Source organism: Synechococcus sp. UW179B (assembly GCF_900474245.1).
Taxonomy (GTDB): domain Bacteria; phylum Cyanobacteriota; class Cyanobacteriia; order PCC-6307; family Cyanobiaceae; genus Synechococcus_C.
Genome location: NZ_UCNZ01000023.1, coordinates 124880 through 141308 on the forward strand (window position 1 = coordinate 124880; position 16429 = coordinate 141308).

Genomic DNA, 16429 nt, shown 5'->3' on the forward strand with positions numbered 1-16429 from the left:
GGACATTGGAATGTGGGCTCCAATACGTGCGCGCCTGGACGGATGGGGGCGGGGGGACTTGAACCCCCACAGGATTTTCATCCCAAACGATTTTAAGTCGCGTGCGTCTACCGATTCCGCCACGCCCCCGCTTGCCATGCAGGCCCGCCTCGACATCTTAGATTGACTCCAACCAGGTCGTCTTCTGTGTCCATCGAGAATCTCCTGTCTTCGGTCTCCTTAGACACGCTGCTTGTGATCGGTGGCTATCTGGCCTTGGGTGGCCTTTACCTCGTGGTGATGCCACTGGCACTCTTCTTTTGGATGAATCGGCGCTGGCACGTGATGGGCAAGATTGAGCGCCTGTTCGTCTTCGGGCTGGTTTTCTTTTTCTTTCCGGGAATGATTCTGTTCGCACCATTCCTCAATTTCCGCCTCAGCGGTCAAGGAGAGGTTTAAGTCTTTGACGCGTGCTGGTGTTCTCAAGCTGGGTCTGGGGCTCTTACTCGCGGGAGGCGCTGGATTCTGGCTGTTTAAGGCTGCAGGGTTTGAGGGGTTTTCAGCAGGAATCGCTGCTGAGGCCGTCTTGGTGGTGATTGTTGTGGGCTGGACAGGCTCCTACCTCTTCAGGGTTGTGACTGGTCAGATGACGTATATGCAGCAGCGACGCCGCTACCGAAAGGAGTACGACCAACTCACAACCGATCAGCTTCAGGCACGTTTTGATGCCTTGAGTCCGGATGAGCAGCAAGCCCTGCTGGCCTCTCTCAATTTGGATGAGTCTGAATCGGAACAGACCTCAGAACCGTAGGCTCCGTTAATCAGACCCTCTGCTTTTTGTGACGGATCAACTTTCGAGGATTGAAGCGGTTTTCTCCCGAACGGCTCAGGAACAACGCATGGCATTGATGCCATTCTTGATGGCAGGAGATCCAGACTTGAGCACAACGGCTGAAGTGCTTTTGAGCCTTCAAGCCAATGGTGCTGACATTGTTGAGCTTGGCATCCCCTATACGGATCCATTGGCTGATGGGCCTGTGATTCAGGCTGCTGCCTATCGGGCTTTAGAGCAAAAAACCACGCCAGCGAAAGTGATCGAGATGCTGGCTGGCTTGAAAGGTCAGCTCAGCATGCCTGTGATTCTGTTTACCTACACCAACCCGCTCCTCAATCGGGGACCAGAGCGTTTTTTTGCGGAAGCTGCTGCTGCTGGCGCTGCAGGATTAGTGGTGCCCGATCTTCCCTTAGAGGAAGCCGAGAGATTGTCGCCTTTGGCGGCAACGTTTGGATTGGATTTGGTGTTATTGGTCGCACCAACAACACCACAAAATCGTATGCAGAGGATTGCTGAATCCAGCCGTGGATTCACTTACTTGGTGAGTGTGACCGGTGTGACTGGAGAGCGCGTCAAGCTCCAAGATCGTGTGGCCTCTTTGGTGAGCGATTTAAAGGCCTGCAACAGCGGTCCAGTGGCTGTCGGGTTTGGGATTTCGGGTCCTGAACAAGTTTTGCAAGTAAAACAATGGGGAGCTGATGGTGCAATTGTTGGCAGTGCTCTTGTTAAACGAATCGCCGCTGCAGCGCCCGGGAAAGTTGCATTAGAGGCTGGAGAGTTTTGCAGGCAACTCAGGGATGCTGCTGGATGATGATTTTACTAGTTGATGAAATTCTTCATTGCAACTAAATCGAATCGCAATTCACTCGTCACAATCGCAAACAGCGATTCCATAAAAATCCAATTCAAATCCAGTTCGATTTCAATGTAAATTCAATTTCAATTCATTGAATACAAGTGATTTGTGCGCCTCGAAGATGCCATCCTATTGTCAACAATAACCTGTAAGTGGATGGTCTAATGGCACGCTTCGTTCTATGGGGAACCTATTGCGAGGGCGCACTTCAAAAGCGTGAGCCTTTTCGAGACGAGCATCTTGCTGGACTGCGAGTGCTTAAAGAGCAGGGAACCTTAATCACGCTGGGTCCCACAGAGGGCAGTACGCACGTATTTGCGATTTTTGAATCAGACAGCAAGGACAGCGTTTGTGCCCTGCTCGAACAAGACGTGTATTGGCGCGAAGGAATTTGGACTCAGCTAGATGTTTATCCCTGGATCCAGGCATTTTGAGCTTGTTGCCAAACCCATTCGGCCACAATCACATCCCCGCCCTCACCAAGGGCATCGGCGTAACCACTCATTTGTCCGATTCCTTCTCGGGCGACTTGCGCGATGGCCTCACTGCTATCAATTCCACGCTTGGTTAAAGCTTTGATCTTGAGTGTGCGCCCGCGACGAATAATGTTTTCGCCATTGGGGTGGCAACTAGCACAATTATTTTGAAATAACGAGGCTCCGGACTCCACGGCAAGTGCAGTTGATGGCCACAAGAGCAGCACGGCCAGCAGGATGGATGAGAGGAGTCGAATCATGCTCACAGATGGCCATAGAGCCATAGTTTGCTGCCTTGTTTGCTGCCGTGCTGATGCCTGTCTCGATTGTTGGCAGGATTAGAAGAATCACGGACGTTCCAGTTGGCCGAAAAGGATCTTCAGCGATTCCTGCAGAAGGTGAATCATCTGAATGGCTTGGTTCAGTCCCTGCACGAGCATCCTGAGCGCCGTCAGCAGCTCGCCGCTTGTGATGATCACAACTCAGTCGTTGAGCTTGCCCGTTCCTGGGGTTTTGAGATCGCTCGGCGATGGGGCGATGGAGAGGAGGCGGCCATGGATCGGCCCGCGAACAACTTGTTGCTTAGCCAGGAGTTACAGCCTGGAGAGGAGCAAGAGCGGATGCTTTGCCAAGGTCCTGGTTGGAGATTGATGCGGATCGAGTCTTGTGCGGCTTCTAGCCCCGAAGACTTCTGGTACGACCAGGCTGAAAACGAGTGGCTGACCCTGATGCGTGGCAGTGCCAGGTTGCAATTCAAGGATCCAGATGACTGTCTTGACCTCAGCGTGGGTGATCAGCTCTTGATTCCAGCCCATCGTCGTCACCGCCTGGAGCGGACAGATCCAAGTCCTGGGACTCTATGGCTCGCTCTGTATTGGCCTGTGGGTTCCAGTCCTCCATTCTTGCCGCTGGATAGAGAGGGCTTGAGCGTTTGACCAGCCAGTAGGAGCCTGCCAGGGCAATCGAAGCGATCCCCAGCCCAATGAGGAGTTGTGGTTTATTTTCAGATCCTGCAGGTAAAACAATGACTTTTCTCGCAACAGCCGTGAGAGCTGTTACCAGAACCAGTTCAATCTGAATGACATGTTTCCTCAGGTAGCTCGTGACGTTCTGAAGGACTTCCAGGGCAATCAGGACGGTGAGCAGATCCCCAAGAATTTTGATGAGCCCATCACCCAACCAATAGGAATTTCGATCGGTGTAAATCAGCGCAAGACTGACCCGAATGGTGAGTTGGATCAGGGCCGCCACAATCACCACGGATGTGATAACCGTGAGCAGCTTGGCTACTTGTTGCTCTGCGGAGTCGACGAGCAGCATGAAGGATCGACGCTTACGACGGGCCTGAGGCACGGCTGGTTAGTTGGTGAATGGGTTGTAGTAAGGCTTGGCAGGGGTGGTTCCTGCGGGGTTTTCGATCTTGGTGTTACAGGTAATCGATCCATCGTCTCCCGTCACGCAATCGGTAGGCACCACGGTGCTGCCTTGCCCTGAGCGGCTGTTGGGTCCGAGCAGCCATGTCTCTGATTGAGCCTGCGCGATTTGGGGAGCCACAACAAAGAGACCAGCACCAGCCATGAGTCCGACGCTGAAGACGAGGGAAGCGGATAAACGCAAGGCAGGAAGGCATCTGGTACCACTTTGCCTGCGATCTCGTTCAGTTGCCGCGATCGTCTCGGATTTCGCGCAGAAGAAGATCGAGTTGGCCAAATGGATCTGTGTCCGTCGTTAAGTCTCCTGCGGAAGCGCTGGCATGGGCCGGGGCATTGTTGATCCAATCGGCTTCGATGCTGCAGAGCTTTGCCGCGAGACGGGGAAGTCCTCCGAGGCGGTGCTCCCGCTCAAGCACTTCCATCAGAGCGGGCATGCGCGTTGAGGTTGCCCGGAGGCTCCGGCGAAGGTCGGCTTGAGTTCGACCCTGCTGTTTCAGCCAATCCTTCAGGACGATGGCCAGTTCTTCCTCGACCTCGGCAGACCAGGAATTCATGAGCGACCGAGGGGGAACCATCGGTCCAGTCTGCGTTGTGCCCGTAGACGGATGTCGGGTGTGATGTGTTTGCTGCAGAGACCGATCACGGCAGTCAAGGCAACCAGGTCATCGCTAAATCCCGCGACAGGTAGGAAGTCGGGGATGAGATCGGTTGGTATGAGCAGGTAGGTCAGGGCTGCCAGCATGGTGAGCCTGGCTTGAGCCGGCGTGGACGCATCTAGCACCATCTCCAGCGCTTCAAGGGCTGGGGCCGCAATCGTTCTTCCTGCGCGCCTGAGTAGACGTTGAAAAACTCCCTCATCAATGACGGAGCTGTCAATCACATCCGCTTCAAAAATGGGTTCCGTGAAAGAGGAGGCATCAGTCATGAACGATTCAGCGTTGGTTGGGCATGACACGTCCACTATCACCGAATTCGCCGGATTTTCAGTGGGCGGGTTCCACCAAGCCATGTTGAATGCTGGTTTTACGCAGTTTGCGTAAAGCTCTTTGCACCACCTGGCGGCAATACTCCCTGCTGCAGTTCATCTGTCGGGCAACTTCGGCAAGGGTGCGCCACTCGTGGCTTCCATCAAGCCCAAACCGCAGCATGACGATGGTTCTCTCCTTGGGAGTCAGGTTCGAATTGTCGAGTAGCTTCCAAGCGGAGTCCGTCCGCTCGGCGATTTCGGCCCGCTCCATGGGTGGGATTTCGTCACTGGGTAAGACATCCACCAATTCAGATGGATCCGATTTCGACTTCACCACACCCTGAAGGCTCACGGTGACGCTGCGAAGTTCACAGCCCAGTAAGTCTTCAACTTCGCTGATCGGTAATTTCATGCTCTCGGCCAATTGCTCCGCCGATGGGGCAAGACCATTGCTCTGCATCAAACGCGCTTTGGCTGCGCGTAATTTCGTTAGTTTTTCATTGACATTCACAGGGATGCGAATGGTTCTGCTTTGGGTCGACAGGGCGCGGTTCAAACCTTGACGAATCCACCAGTAGGCGTAGGTAGAAAAACGATGCCCTCGTGTGGGGTCGTATTTTTCCACCGCTCTGGTGAGCCCGAGCGTGCCCTCTTGGATGAGGTCAAGAAGGTCCAGTCCCTTGCCTTGATAACGCTTCGCAAGATTGACAACCAACCTTAAATTGGCCGTAATCATTTGATTTTTCGCCTTTTCTCCTCGCTTGATCGTGCGCTTCTCCTCGTCGCTGTAAACGCATGCATCGCCTTCGCCACCTGCCATTGTGCAGCGCTCAGTCAGAGCTGCCATGGCTTGAACCTTGCGGCCCAGGGTTAATTCCTGCTCAGGTGTCAGCAGTTGATGCCGACCGATTTCGCCGAGAAAAGCACTCAGAGAACTCACCATCTGTGACTCCTGGTTTTCTTGAACTTAGGGCGGAAGTCTTTTTAATCAGATTGCGTAATAAAGACTGCGGAATTTATGTTTACACCCTAATTAATGTTTTTTTCGTTATTCATTATTGCTCCATGATTTCTTTTTGTTGCGCGTCAGTCAGAGGCCGGTAGAGGGGCCTGACCCTGGCGAGTGTGGCTAGCCAGCAGCTACGGTCAGCCCCACTGAATCCCTCGTTATGCCGCTGGCCACTTTGCTGACTCCAGAGATTGCTAAAAGCGCTGGTGTGGCCTATGTGCACTACCTGAGCTTCATGCTCTGTTTCGCCGCTCTGGTCGTGGAGCGGCGTCTCTTGCGTCCGGATCCGGATCGTCGGGCAGCCACGGCCATGGTGATCACCGACATCATCTATGGGATCGCCGCATTGGCACTGCTGATCAGTGGCATTTTTCGTGTCCTGTATTTCGGGCAAGGCAGCGAGTTCTATACGACGAACCCCCTGTTTTGGTGGAAGGTCGGTTTGTACCTATCTGTGGGTGCCTTGTCCTTGTACCCAACGGTGACCTACATCCTTTGGGCGATTCCCTTGCGTAAAGGCGAACTTCCCAAGGTGTCCGAGGCGCTGGCTACCCGCCTGGGCTGGATTGTCAACATTGAGCTGGCTGGATTCGCCCTGGTGCCCTTGTTGGCAACGCTGATGGCTCGTGGAGTTGGACTTCCGGCGACCTGATTTGACGCATGCAAGTTGACCCCTGCCCTCCAGTTCAGGCTCAGCAGATCAGGACCGATCCTTTGCGACGTAATGATCTGACGAATGCCCCAGGGTATGGATCCAGATTGGCGATTAGCGATTCTGGATTCCCCGTTCTGCCGCGCTGGTGCGTCTGGGTTCAGCCAGCCAAAGGGGCTGAGCCCAATCGCTGGGAGCGGCGATGGTTCGGCGCGATCGATCGCGCTCTCGATGAGTGGTCTGCGGTTTTGCCGATCATCCGGGTTGAAGACTCTGAGCGGGCTCATGTCCGGATCGAACGACGCAGGCCGCCCCGGCGACGTCTTGCTGATGGATGGCGAGCAAGCAATGGCAGAAGTGTGCTTCAGGTGTTGGAGGTGCAACGGCAGGGGGTATGGCGTCTTGAGCCGAACGTCACCGTGATGGTTTCCCCTGAGTTGAGAGCCGAGTCTCAACAGGCCACCGCGCTTCATGAGTTGGGTCACGCCTTCGGACTTTGGGCCCATAGCCAGGTTCCCAGTGATGCGATGGCCCCTGTGCAAGGAGCCTCCCCGGTGTTGAAGCTGTCGCCGCGGGATCAGCTCACCCTGCAGTGGATGCGACAGCAGCCGAGTGACTTTGGTGTGCCGATGCCAGGGCCGCCTTAAGAACGCCTGGGTGCCCCACGGCGATTGGCCAGAACGGCTTGGACGTCTCGCCAACTGACGTTGTGGTGGGCCAAAGCAACCTGGAGGTGAAAAATTAAATCAGCGGCTTCCCCTGCGATTTCGCTGGCGTTGTTGTCTTTGCATGCCATCACAAATTCTGCGCTTTCTTCACCGATTTTTTTGAGGATCCGATTGTCCCCCCCTTCCAGTAATCGATTGGTGTAACTACCTTCTTCTGGGCAATTGCGGCGGTCTTCAATCACTCGCATCAATTCGGTGCAGGCATCGGCTGGAGGGGCTGCGGCCTCGTCTCCTCCCTGGCTAGGCACGGGACCATCGTCGTAAAAACAGCTGCGTGCCCCTGTGTGACAGGCCACATCGCCGGCTTGTTCGATGGTGAGAAGGAGCACATCGGCGTCGCAGTCGTAGCGAAAGCCTTTGAGACGTTGGATGTGACCACTGGTCGCTCCTTTGTGCCACATCTCTTGTCGAGAACGACTCCAGTAGTGCACTTCACCGGTGCTCAACGTGAGCTCCAGGGCGGCACGATTCATCCAGGCCTGCATGAGGATGGCCCCATCGAGCCAGTCTTGAGCGATCGCAGGAATTAGCCCCTTGTCGTTGAAGCGGAGTTCGTCAATGAAGGCGACATCAGCAGCTGGCATCGGGACTCGGTGCATGTAGATGTAGACATGGTCAATTCTCCCGCAGTGTGCTCCCTCTTCCGCGCTGATGTTTCTGCCTCCCGCCGGCTTCACCTGCAGCAAGCATTTCGAGGGGTATCCCTGTTGTCATAGGCAATGGCAACACTCTGGCCATTGTCATTTTGTTCATGGCTACAGCCGAAGCTTCACGTTTTGGTTTGCTGCAAAGCAGCTTGATGCGTGTGGCTTTGTGGTGGATTTCTCAAGCTTGCGTCCCTTAGAGAAACAGTTGAGGGATCAGTTTGATCACACTTTTTTGGTGAACCAAGATGATCCCTTGCTCGAACAGTGGCAATCTCTTCATCAGCAGGGAGCTCTAGATCTTCGGGTGATGCAAAATGTAGGGATGGAACATACCGCACAATTGTTGTGGGACTGGGCCAATGAACACTTGAAAAAACGTGATCAGGGCCGAACCTGCTGTTGGAAAGTAGAAGCCAGAGAAAATATCAGCAATGAAGCCACTTATTATTCGGTACCTCACTGGTTTGAACCTGTGAATTCGGGGGGTCAGCCTTTTGCTTCGATTTAATGTCTCTCATGGCATGAATGGTGTTAATTGAGCTTTGTGCAGTAGGTTCAGCTCAAGAATGATACTTGGATGATTGCCCTTTTGATAGAGAATTGATTAGTAATAAATCCATCAAAAGGGGTGCAAAATTTAGAATTTTAGAGTTTGATCTTTGCTCTTCTAAATTCTTAGGATCATATTTGACAGCTTAAGCGTGCTATCAGAGCAGGCTTAGTTGTTCTTCTTTCACTTTGATTTGAACGCTGCTTCCTTCCTCATAGGCACCTGCGAGAATCGCTTTTGCAATTGGTGTTTCAAGTTCGCGCTGAATGGCGCGTTTGAGGGGCCTCGCACCATAAACCGGGTCATAGCCGGCATTGGCTAACCAGTCGGTCGCCTCTTCGCTGATGTTGAGGCCCAGCTTGCGCTCGCTGAGGCGTTGTCGTAACCGCTCCACTTGTAGGGTAACAATGAGGCGCAATTCATCACGACGAAGACTGTGAAAAATGATCGTGTCGTCAATTCGGTTTAGAAATTCTGGGCGGAAGTGGCTGCGGAGCGCATCATTGACCCGGCTTTCCATTTCTTGGTGTTGGTTGTCATCACCTCCTAAATCGAGGATGGATTGACTGCCGATGTTGCTGGTGAGAATCAACACAGCATTGGTGAAATCAACAGTGCGGCCTTGCCCGTCCGTGACGCGCCCATCATCCAGGATTTGGAGCATCACATTGAAGACGTCTGGATGAGCTTTTTCCACTTCATCAAACAAGATCACCGCGTATGGCCTGCGCCGTATCGCTTCTGTGAGCTGTCCTCCAGCCTCATATCCCACATATCCGGGAGGTGCACCGATTAATCGGCTCACCGTATGTTTTTCCATGTATTCCGACATGTCGATGCGCACCAAGGCGTCTTCGCTATCAAACAATTGGGCTGCCAAGGCTTTTGACAACTCTGTTTTGCCTACACCGGTGGGTCCCAAAAATAAAAAACTAGCGATGGGTTGATTTGGATCGCTGAGCCCGGCTCTGGATCGCTGGATGGCGTCGGCTACTGCCGTGACGGCCTGGTCTTGCCCCACAACGCGTTCATGCAGTTGGTCCTCGAGTTTGAGCAGTTTTTCCATCTCAGACTGCACAAGCTTGGCGACGGGAATGCCTGTCCACTTCGCAATCACCTCGGCGATGTCGTCTTCGCTGACCTCTTCTCTCAGCAGTGATTTTTCTGCTGTGTCATCGGTTGCTGCCAGGGCCTGTTCCTGGGTTAGTAGTTGTTTTTGAAGCCCAGCCAGCGTTCCGTATTCCAACTCTGCTGCTTTATTGAGGTCGTAACTGCGTTTGGCCTGCTCCACTTGCAGCTGCACGCGTTCGATGTCTTCTTTCAGAGCCGAGAGCTCATCAATGGCACCTTTTTCTTGCTGCCATTGAGCATTGAGGGTGCTTTGCTGTTCGGATAATTCAGCAAGTTCTCGTTCTAATCGTTGCAGCCGTTCTTGACTGGCCGCATCCGACTCCCGTCCGAGCGAGAGCTTCTCCATTTCCAACTGCAGGATTTTGCGATCGATCTCGTCGATCTCTTCTGGTTTGGAGGTGATCTCCATCTTGAGCCTTGCGGCTGATTCATCCACAAGGTCGATCGCTTTGTCTGGAAGAAAGCGATCAGCGATGTAGCGACTACTCAAAACGGCTGCAGCTACAAGGGCGCTGTCGGCAATGCGGACTCCGTGGTGCACCTCATAGCGCTCTTTCAGTCCTCTCAAGATTGAAATGGTGTCTTCCACCGTGGGTTGATCGACCATGACTTGCTGAAAGCGACGCTCCAGAGCGGGGTCTTTCTCAATGTGTTGCCTGTGCTCGTCCAGGGTGGTGGCTCCGATGCAGCGAAGTTCACCTCGGGCCAGCATGGGCTTCAACAGGTTGCTGGCGTCCATGGCACCACCGGTGGCACCTGCACCCACCACGGTGTGGATTTCGTCGATGAACAACACAATTTGTCCCTCGGAGTTGGTGACCTCCTTGAGCACGGCTTTGAGTCGTTCCTCAAATTCACCGCGATATTTGGCTCCAGCGATCAGTGCTCCCATATCGAGGGCGATCAACTGACGATTTTGCAAGGCTTGAGGCACATCCCCATTGACGATGCGTTGGGCAAGCCCTTCCACAATCGCTGTCTTGCCGACCCCTGGTTCACCGATCAGGACCGGGTTGTTTTTGGTGCGTCGGCTGAGGATTTGAATCGTTCTGCGGATTTCTTCATCACGACCGATCACTGGATCGAGCTTGCCGTCTCGGGCAGCGCTCGTGAGATCTCGACCGTATTTTTCGAGAGATTCGTAGGTTCCCTCAGGGTTTTGGTCGGTCACTTTCTGACTGCCACGCACGGCATTAATGGCGGTTTTTAAACGAGAGCTATCGGTGCCAGCTTGGCTAAGAAGCTGACGGCCACAGCGACCATCGTCGGCGAGGGCCAGCAGCAGATGCTCAATGGAAATAAAGCTATCGCCATAACTTTGCTTCAGTGTTTCAGCGCGATCGAGCAGGGCATTGAGACCTTTGCCTAGAAAGACTGAGTCGGGGGCGTTGGTGAGGGATGGTTGCTGACTGAGATAGGTGTCTACAGCCGTTTGCAGAGCGGGTGGAGACACCCCAGCCTTATCGAGGATCCGGCCTGCCAAACCTTCTTGGTCCAACAAAGCCCTCAACAGGTGCTCACTTTCAAGGTGTTGATGCCGACGGTTTTGGGCCAGCTGCTGGGCTGACATGATCGCGGACCAAGCTTTTTCGGTAAATAGTTCAGCAGTGGGTTGCATGGCGATTTCTACGTTTTATTGCTTGGAACCGTATGTGGATCTTTTGCATTTGTAGAGCGGAGAACCGATCCGGCTCGGTCGGTCTTTGCGCCACCATGCGGTATCCCGACCTGCACTTGTAGGGTCAGCCGATCCTCAACGTTGAATGGGAGATAGGGATGGCAACAGATTCAGCTTTGCTCAAGGCTTTGGTGGAGCGTGTCCATGCCGTGTATGGAGCCGAACTGAGTGATGTGGAGCGCAAGTGCTGGACCGTGGTGCATGAACATCACCACGGCGCCATGCCTACGGAGTACGACATCCGGGAGATTGACGAGGATCTGTATCTTGCCGTGTTGGAGGCTGTTCGACAGTGATATCAAGGTTCGTCAAGCACTAAAGGAAAGGTGTCTCAAGACGAAATTATTAAATTAATCACAGCATTAATTAAATTTTTTTCGGCTATACGGGTGCGGTTCTTTGGAAGTTAATAGGCGGTATCTTTTGTTGATAGCAATGAGAGAAAGTGCGACAATATATTCTTCTTGTTGTCAAAAGACGCTGTTGTCTTAGTCCCTTGATTTGGGGTGTCCGGATGGATAACCATTTGAAGCATTCGTTTTTTTGTCGCTTTCGAAAAATTCGTGCCATCGGCTCAGGGCTTCTTGGCGTTGACCGATTGGGCGAGCTGCCATGATCAATCCAGCTTCTACAAGTGCACCAGAGCCGGCATCAGGCATCTCTAGTCTCACTGACTGGAGGGCTTCATCATGCTCGGTTCTCCAGGCTTCACCATTGTTTTGGTATTCCTCCCATGCCTGGGCATAGGTCATTTCGCTAGGGCTTGGCCTGTTTTCGATGTTAATCATCTATTTATTGTAAGAGAGAAGGTCTTGACGAGAGGTGGTTTCCATTAATCGAATTTATTAACGATGTCAGTTGGTTGGATATCTGCAAGTTTAGCTTCTGCCGCTTAAGCCCATTCTTTTGATCCTGGTTGTTGATCGAGTGCTTTGCTTGTTTTGGTTGGTCGCTCATTTCTTGCGGAATTTTTGCCTTCGTTTTTAGTGTTGATTCATATTTGATTGTTTTTTGCCATTAATGCCTTAATAAAGTGTTTCGATTCTATAGGGCTTGTTGGGCTGGCGATTCTCCGCCTAACATGAGAGAGAAGATGTCTTTGACTGAGTAGGATGCGAATCAAGTTGCTCTCCATTTTGTCTGGGGCTGTTCTTTCTACAGCTTGTTTTTATGCTTTTAATTCAAAAGCAGTCAGTCCTGAAATCCCTAACCTGATTGGTGACTGGAGGGTTGAGGCGGAAGGCGCTTCGTTGCTCCATGGCACGAGCTACAGCAAGACATCACATCATGCAGAGCGTTTTACTACGTTTTCTGCCATTGCTTCCATTGAGGAGCAAGTTGGCCGAAGAATTGCTGGTGTGATTACGTCTCCGCGTCATTCCGAGAAATTTGTTGGTGTCATAGGCTTGGACGGAAAGTCTTTGATTTATGTTGATGAAGATGGCGTTTTCCTTGGCAAAATAGTTAGTCCAGACTTGATTGTTTATGAATATAACCATGTGCATGACAACGAAAGTGTGGTCGCTTCTGGCTCTTATGCGCGCATTAATAAGTAATTTTGAGAATTGATTTTTTGGTGATGGGCAGTTGCTATCGCAGGTTTTGTGGTTGAGAAGCTCTTGATTTCCTGTTATTTTTGCCTCTGTTGAGGAGGGCAATGGTGTGCACCTAGACGATTCTTCTCTTAACGTGGGTAAGTTGAAAATTTTTCACTGTGAATCCTAAGCAGCTTGGAGCTCTTCGTAGAGCAGGAATTTACTTTGTTGTGGGATATGGGGGATTGGTTCTCATTAACAACAGCGGTTTGGCTCTTGACAATATGTGGATCGCTTACACGCCAATGTTTATTGGTGTTTATTTCTTCGCTCGTTGGGCTGATGCCAAGATTGCAATACGGTCGACTAAAAAATCAGAGGGCTCAGAGAGCTGATTTGGCCCTTGATTCAGCGATGACAGGGTGCTCGAAAGCGATCCGAATGGCTTGTGGCTGCGTGTTTCGTTTTACGGCCAGAAACACGTTTGCGCCAGCTTCTGAATGATCCTGGTTTTAAAGTCTGGCGCATCAAGCTGATCACATCTTTCTCAATGAGACCAAACTGATATTCAATGGCTTCAAAGGGTGTTCGGTCTTCCCAGGCCATCTCAATGACACGATCCAACTGTTCGTTGGTCATTGCATCTGCTTTGATCAACGTCCTCATCTCTCTAAAGAAATACCACCATAAAGGTGAGATTTATAGGCTGTGATGTTTTGGGTTGTCTGACTAGTTGATTCTGCTTTGATCGAACCACTTGCCAATGGCTTCGGCTTGAGCGTCATGGTTGAGATCGTCCAAGCACAAGGCAAAACCAAGTCGCTTGCCAATCTGAATGATGTCTTCTGTTCCCTTGCAAGCATTGAGCTCACGCTGAAGAGCAGGACTTCGTTCTGCAGCGTGCAAAAAGTCTTTCCAACCCTCTCGGCTCATCGCTGCCAGCCCTTCTCAGCCTTCAGTTCTACGTAGGCAGCTACATCAATGATGTCTTGCTCGCTCAACTTCCCTACAAATGAGGGCATCGCATTTTTTCCGTTTTCAATTTGGTGCTCGATGGCCTCGATGTGATCGTCGCCGTACTCATTTAGATGCGCTTGCAGATCACTTTGACTCAAGGTTCTGGAGGCACTGATCACGTTGCCACCGCCCATATGACAGGCAGCACAATTGGCGGAAAACAGTTGGCCACCATGATCGAGGTCAACGGCAGGAGTGCTGGCCGCAAATGCAGGCGAGACTCCCAAGAGGTTGAGGCTGATGCAGAGCATCAAAGCAAACAGGGAAATGGGATTAAGCATCACCATCGGCGTGACTTTCTTAAACCCTATCCATTACGAGGGACAAAAAAAGAGCCCGGTGCGCATCTGTTAAAACGCGCACCGGACTTGTGTTCAACTGCTGATCTAAACGATCATTCAACGATGACTTTGCCAACCATGCCGGCACCACGGTGTGGCTCGCAATAGAAGTCGAAGGTTCCAGCTTCAGTGAAGGTCTCTTCCCATGACTCCCCTGGAGCAAACGCTAGATCGCTGTGGCTCAGTTCGTCATGGCCATCAAACACGGCGTTATGGGGGGCCAACTTGTTGTTGACGAACTTGACTGTGTCACCCGTTTTGATATTCAGAGTGTTTGGCTCGAAAGCCAGCATTCCGGAATCTGTACCGAGCTTCACTTCAACAGTGGCGGCGTTGGCTGTGCCAACACCTAACCCGAGAACGAGAGCGAAAGCAATCGCGGCTGAGAGGAGAGAACGCAAACGGCTGATCATGAGCTCATAAACACTGCGATCAGTTTAACGCTGTTCAGATGCTTCCACGGTGTGGAAGGCCTGAATCCATCAGAACTGTTTCAAGGTCTGGCCCATGGCTGCGACCTCCGAAGCGTTCAGGCTGGGTGACGGGATCATGAACGAAGTGGCGCTGGTGAATGGAAAAGCGATCCCATGCGTTGATTTCGATCGGAAGGATCTTGATCAAGCCTTCAATCAGCCAGCTCCAAAGGGGAATCCCAGGAGTTCTTGAAACACCTCTCCAGCGGCAGAGGGTGGCAACGGCGTCGTTCACGCTGATCCATGGTTGCCCCATCACAAGTCTGCGGACCGGTCCCTGGCCAGGCTCTGGATTCGGTTGATGAGGCGTGGTTGCCAGGATTCCGCAAATGGCTGCAATGTCAGCCGCATGGATGAAATGAAAGCTGGCATCGGCTCTCAGCCAGCGAGCCAGCCATAACCATTTGCTGGCTTCTGCTAGGCCTTCCGTGAGGTAACTCGTGGGGAAAGGGCTTGTCCCATCCACCCTTCCGCCGAAGACCAATGTTGGGAACACGGCCACAATGCGCTCAGCTAAGGGGTGTTGTTCCAGCTCCCTCAAGCATTGCGCTTTGGTTTGGATGTATTCGGTGCCGTAGGCCAGGGCTTCCTGGAGCGGCTGCAATGAACGATCGAGAATGCTGGCGGTTGAGAAGTAGATGATTTGCTCTACGACGGCTGGGTTCAGCAGGGCCAGCATCCGCTTGACGGCAACAACATTGACCTGATGGGCACGTTCCGGATCTCCCCAGGCGGTAGCCGTATGAATCACCCTGGTCACGGTGGAGAGTTCGCTGGCAAATCGGTCTGTTTCACGAAGATCACCGATTAACAGGCGTACTCGCGGTTGATTCGCTGAGATTGCCGAAAGTTTGGCTGGATCACGCAGCCAAAGCAGCAACTCGGCATCGGAATTTTCCAGTAGCCAAGCTGCTGTGTACTGGCCGACGCAACCACTTGCGCCGGTAATCAGGATTCGTTCGGGTGCCTGGATCAATCAGCCCCCCCGATTCGATCCATGACGGTCTTGCCGGCTTCAAAGAAAGCGCGGCCGTTCTCCTCAGGCGTTCCAGGCAGAATCCCATGGCCCAGGTTCAGGATGTGGCGGCGGCCACGGGCCTTGCGCACGCAATCATCGATGCGATCTCGAATGGCCTCAGGTGTGCCGAAGAGCAATCCTGGATCAACGTTGCCCTGTACGCCGATGTGGTCAGGAAGGCGAGCGAGTCCCTCAGCCATGTCCACCGTCCAATCCAGAGAAATGATGTCGACACCTGTGCGACCCATGCGCTCTAAGACCCCGGCACTTCCAGAGATGTAAAGGATGAAGGGAGTGTCGGGATGCGTTTGTTTGACGAGATCGACAACTTTTTTCTGATAAGGCGCAGCAAACGTGTCGTAATCGGCGGGGCTGAGTTGCCCGGCCCAGGAGTCAAACATTTGTACGACCTGGGCTCCGGAATCAATTTGATAGCGGAGGTAGGTGGCAATCGATGTCGCGAAGTGATCGAGAAGTTTGTGCAGGAGTTCTGGCTCCTGAAAGGCCATCTTTTTGATGACGGCATAGTTCTTGCTGCTTTTGCCCTCCACGACGTAGGCCGCAAGGGTCCAGGGTGCCCCTACAAAACCGAGGACGGCAGCCTGATTGCCAACACTGCTGCGCAGGCGTCCAAGTACTTCGCCCACAAACGGCATGCTTTCTTCAGGTTGAAGATGTCTCAGAGCTTCAACTTGACTGAGACTCCTGATCGGATCACCAATTTGAGGGCCTTTGCTCTCAACAATGTCGAACTCGATCCCCATGCCAGGAAGAGGGGTCAGAATGTCTGAAAACAGAATGACCCCATCCGGCTGGAACGCCTTGAACGGCTGCATCGAAATCTCATAGGAGAGATCCGGGTTCTCAGATCGTTCACGGAAGCTGGGGTGGCGATCGCGAAGGTCGCGATAGACCTTCATGTAGCGACCTGCCTGGCGCATCATCCAGACAGGAGGACGCTCTACCGCTTCTCCGAGGGCGGCACGGAGCAGTAGGGGCAGGGTCTCGCTCATGAATGCGTGCAGATCAAGGCGGCAACCTACCTGACGAAACTGACCAAAACGCTGTGTTTTACGGCGATCCGGGCAGTTTTGTCACATCACC

25 protein-coding genes, 1 tRNA gene and 1 pseudogene are annotated in these 16429 nt (G+C 52.7%); 10 read left to right on the plus strand and 17 right to left on the minus strand.

All coding sequences use genetic code 11. The features are described from left to right. Positions 1–43 precede the first annotated feature (43 nt). Positions 44–129 (minus strand) — tRNA-Leu (locus DXY38_RS10405). A 57-nt stretch (positions 130–186) separates the two neighbouring features. Here DXY38_RS10405 and DXY38_RS10410 point away from each other — a divergent pair. From DXY38_RS10410 to DXY38_RS10425, 4 genes are all read left to right on the plus strand, one after another. After that, positions 187–438: an NAD(P)H-quinone oxidoreductase subunit L gene (locus DXY38_RS10410; protein WP_006853313.1), complete on the plus strand. Its 252-nt coding sequence runs from the start codon at positions 187–189 to the stop codon at positions 436–438. 4 nt (positions 439–442) lie between these two features. Beyond that, entirely contained in the window at positions 443–790 is a 348-nt protein-coding gene (locus DXY38_RS10415; protein WP_006853312.1) for a DUF3007 family protein, read from the plus strand. 28 nt (positions 791–818) lie between these two features. Beyond that, a complete protein-coding gene (gene trpA, locus DXY38_RS10420; RefSeq protein WP_038013421.1) occupies positions 819–1625 on the plus strand; it encodes a tryptophan synthase subunit alpha in 807 nt (268 codons plus the stop codon). 209 nt (positions 1626–1834) lie between these two features. Continuing rightward, a complete protein-coding gene (locus tag DXY38_RS10425; protein WP_006853310.1) occupies positions 1835–2104 on the plus strand; it encodes a YciI family protein in 270 nt (89 codons plus the stop codon). On the opposite strand, the gene DXY38_RS10430 is transcribed toward DXY38_RS10425, so the two are convergent. Together DXY38_RS10430 and DXY38_RS14095 are read right to left on the minus strand one after the other, a co-directional pair. Continuing rightward, positions 2080–2406 (minus strand): c-type cytochrome, encoded by a 327-nt coding sequence (locus DXY38_RS10430; RefSeq protein ID WP_115071637.1) that lies wholly within the window; start codon positions 2404–2406, stop codon positions 2080–2082. The two genes, DXY38_RS10425 and DXY38_RS10430, sit on opposite strands and share 25 nt — an antisense overlap. A gap of 87 nt (positions 2407–2493) precedes the next feature. Beyond that, complete coding sequence (locus tag DXY38_RS14095; RefSeq protein WP_256359571.1) at positions 2494–2625, minus strand: hypothetical protein; 132 nt, start codon at positions 2623–2625, stop codon at positions 2494–2496. Between DXY38_RS14095 and DXY38_RS10435 the strand changes: the two are divergent. Then, positions 2563–2964, plus strand: a pseudogene (locus tag DXY38_RS10435) (Nif11 domain/cupin domain-containing protein); the annotation flags it as partial. The gene DXY38_RS14095 and the pseudogene DXY38_RS10435 sit on opposite strands and share 63 nt — an antisense overlap. Here the strand turns inward: DXY38_RS10435 and DXY38_RS10440 are convergent. Genes DXY38_RS10440 through DXY38_RS10460 form a run of 5 tightly spaced genes read right to left on the minus strand, consistent with a single transcriptional unit; the run spans position 2927 to position 5489 of the window. Beyond that, the gene (locus tag DXY38_RS10440) at positions 2927–3499 is read right to left on the minus strand and encodes a phosphate-starvation-inducible PsiE family protein (protein ID WP_371411007.1); all 573 of its coding nucleotides are present in this window, start codon (positions 3497–3499) and stop codon (positions 2927–2929) included. The pseudogene DXY38_RS10435 and the gene DXY38_RS10440 sit on opposite strands and share 38 nt — an antisense overlap. A 6-nt stretch (positions 3500–3505) precedes the next feature. Continuing rightward, on the minus strand, positions 3506–3763 hold the full coding sequence (locus DXY38_RS10445; protein WP_006853306.1) for a hypothetical protein: 258 nt from the start codon (positions 3761–3763) through the stop codon (positions 3506–3508). A 40-nt stretch (positions 3764–3803) separates the two neighbouring features. Beyond that, the gene (locus DXY38_RS10450) at positions 3804–4133 is read right to left on the minus strand and encodes a hypothetical protein (protein ID WP_115071581.1); all 330 of its coding nucleotides are present in this window, start codon (positions 4131–4133) and stop codon (positions 3804–3806) included. Beyond that, positions 4130–4504, minus strand: coding sequence for a YkvA family protein (locus DXY38_RS10455; RefSeq protein WP_115071582.1), 375 nt, complete (start codon positions 4502–4504; stop codon positions 4130–4132). Before DXY38_RS10455 ends, DXY38_RS10450 begins: the two co-directional genes overlap by 4 nt. Before the next feature lie 58 nt (positions 4505–4562). Further along, positions 4563–5489: an RNA polymerase sigma factor RpoD/SigA gene (locus tag DXY38_RS10460; protein ID WP_006853303.1), complete on the minus strand. Its 927-nt coding sequence runs from the start codon at positions 5487–5489 to the stop codon at positions 4563–4565. 226 nt (positions 5490–5715) lie between these two features. On the opposite strand from DXY38_RS10460, the gene DXY38_RS10465 reads away from it, so the two are divergent. Both DXY38_RS10465 and DXY38_RS10470 read left to right on the plus strand, forming a co-directional pair. Continuing rightward, positions 5716–6207 (plus strand): DUF2214 family protein, encoded by a 492-nt coding sequence (locus tag DXY38_RS10465; protein ID WP_006853302.1) that lies wholly within the window; start codon positions 5716–5718, stop codon positions 6205–6207. Between the two features lie 8 nt (positions 6208–6215). Then, a complete protein-coding gene (locus DXY38_RS10470; protein ID WP_115071583.1) occupies positions 6216–6854 on the plus strand; it encodes a matrixin family metalloprotease in 639 nt (212 codons plus the stop codon). On the opposite strand, the gene hisIE is transcribed toward DXY38_RS10470, so the two are convergent. Next, positions 6851–7519 (minus strand): bifunctional phosphoribosyl-AMP cyclohydrolase/phosphoribosyl-ATP diphosphatase HisIE, encoded by a 669-nt coding sequence (hisIE, locus tag DXY38_RS10475; protein ID WP_115071584.1) that lies wholly within the window; start codon positions 7517–7519, stop codon positions 6851–6853. The genes DXY38_RS10470 and hisIE overlap by 4 nt on opposite strands. Before the next feature lie 67 nt (positions 7520–7586). Between hisIE and DXY38_RS10480 the strand changes: the two genes are divergently transcribed. Beyond that, positions 7587–8090, plus strand: coding sequence for a 6-carboxytetrahydropterin synthase (locus DXY38_RS10480; RefSeq protein WP_115071585.1), 504 nt, complete (start codon positions 7587–7589; stop codon positions 8088–8090). A gap of 199 nt (positions 8091–8289) precedes the next feature. On the opposite strand, the gene clpB is transcribed toward DXY38_RS10480, so the two are convergent. Further along, positions 8290–10881 (minus strand): ATP-dependent chaperone ClpB, encoded by a 2592-nt coding sequence (clpB, locus tag DXY38_RS10485; RefSeq protein ID WP_115071586.1) that lies wholly within the window; start codon positions 10879–10881, stop codon positions 8290–8292. Positions 10882–11039: 158 nt separating this feature from the next. On the opposite strand from clpB, the gene DXY38_RS10490 reads away from it, so the two are divergent. After that, entirely contained in the window at positions 11040–11237 is a 198-nt protein-coding gene (locus DXY38_RS10490; protein WP_115071587.1) for a hypothetical protein, read from the plus strand. Positions 11238–11429: 192 nt separating this feature from the next. Here DXY38_RS10490 and DXY38_RS10495 read toward each other — a convergent pair whose 3' ends face one another. Beyond that, on the minus strand, positions 11430–11729 hold the full coding sequence (locus tag DXY38_RS10495) for a hypothetical protein (protein WP_115071588.1): 300 nt from the start codon (positions 11727–11729) through the stop codon (positions 11430–11432). Positions 11730–12053: 324 nt separating this feature from the next. Here DXY38_RS10495 and DXY38_RS10500 point away from each other — a divergent pair, with 324 nt between their 5' ends. Continuing rightward, complete coding sequence (locus DXY38_RS10500) at positions 12054–12497, plus strand: hypothetical protein (protein ID WP_115071589.1); 444 nt, start codon at positions 12054–12056, stop codon at positions 12495–12497. Between the two features lie 387 nt (positions 12498–12884). On the opposite strand, the gene DXY38_RS10510 is transcribed toward DXY38_RS10500, so the two are convergent. The 6 genes from DXY38_RS10510 to hemE form a co-directional block, all read right to left on the minus strand. Continuing rightward, positions 12885–13115, minus strand: a complete 231-nt coding sequence (locus DXY38_RS10510; protein WP_115071591.1) for a TIGR03643 family protein — start codon at positions 13113–13115, stop codon at positions 12885–12887. Positions 13116–13205: 90 nt separating this feature from the next. Further along, complete coding sequence (locus DXY38_RS10515) at positions 13206–13409, minus strand: Nif11-like leader peptide family natural product precursor (RefSeq protein WP_115071592.1); 204 nt, start codon at positions 13407–13409, stop codon at positions 13206–13208. Next, on the minus strand, positions 13406–13774 hold the full coding sequence (locus DXY38_RS10520) for a c-type cytochrome (protein WP_038013829.1): 369 nt from the start codon (positions 13772–13774) through the stop codon (positions 13406–13408). The genes DXY38_RS10515 and DXY38_RS10520 overlap by 4 nt, the downstream gene beginning before the upstream one ends. A 113-nt stretch (positions 13775–13887) precedes the next feature. Next, positions 13888–14247, minus strand: a complete 360-nt coding sequence (gene petE, locus DXY38_RS10525) for a plastocyanin (RefSeq protein WP_006853238.1) — start codon at positions 14245–14247, stop codon at positions 13888–13890. A gap of 34 nt (positions 14248–14281) precedes the next feature. After that, a complete protein-coding gene (locus tag DXY38_RS10530; RefSeq protein WP_115071593.1) occupies positions 14282–15283 on the minus strand; it encodes an NAD(P)-dependent oxidoreductase in 1002 nt (333 codons plus the stop codon). Continuing rightward, entirely contained in the window at positions 15280–16338 is a 1059-nt protein-coding gene (gene hemE, locus DXY38_RS10535; protein WP_115071594.1) for a uroporphyrinogen decarboxylase, read from the minus strand. Before hemE ends, DXY38_RS10530 begins: the two co-directional genes overlap by 4 nt. Positions 16339–16429 lie beyond the last annotated feature (91 nt).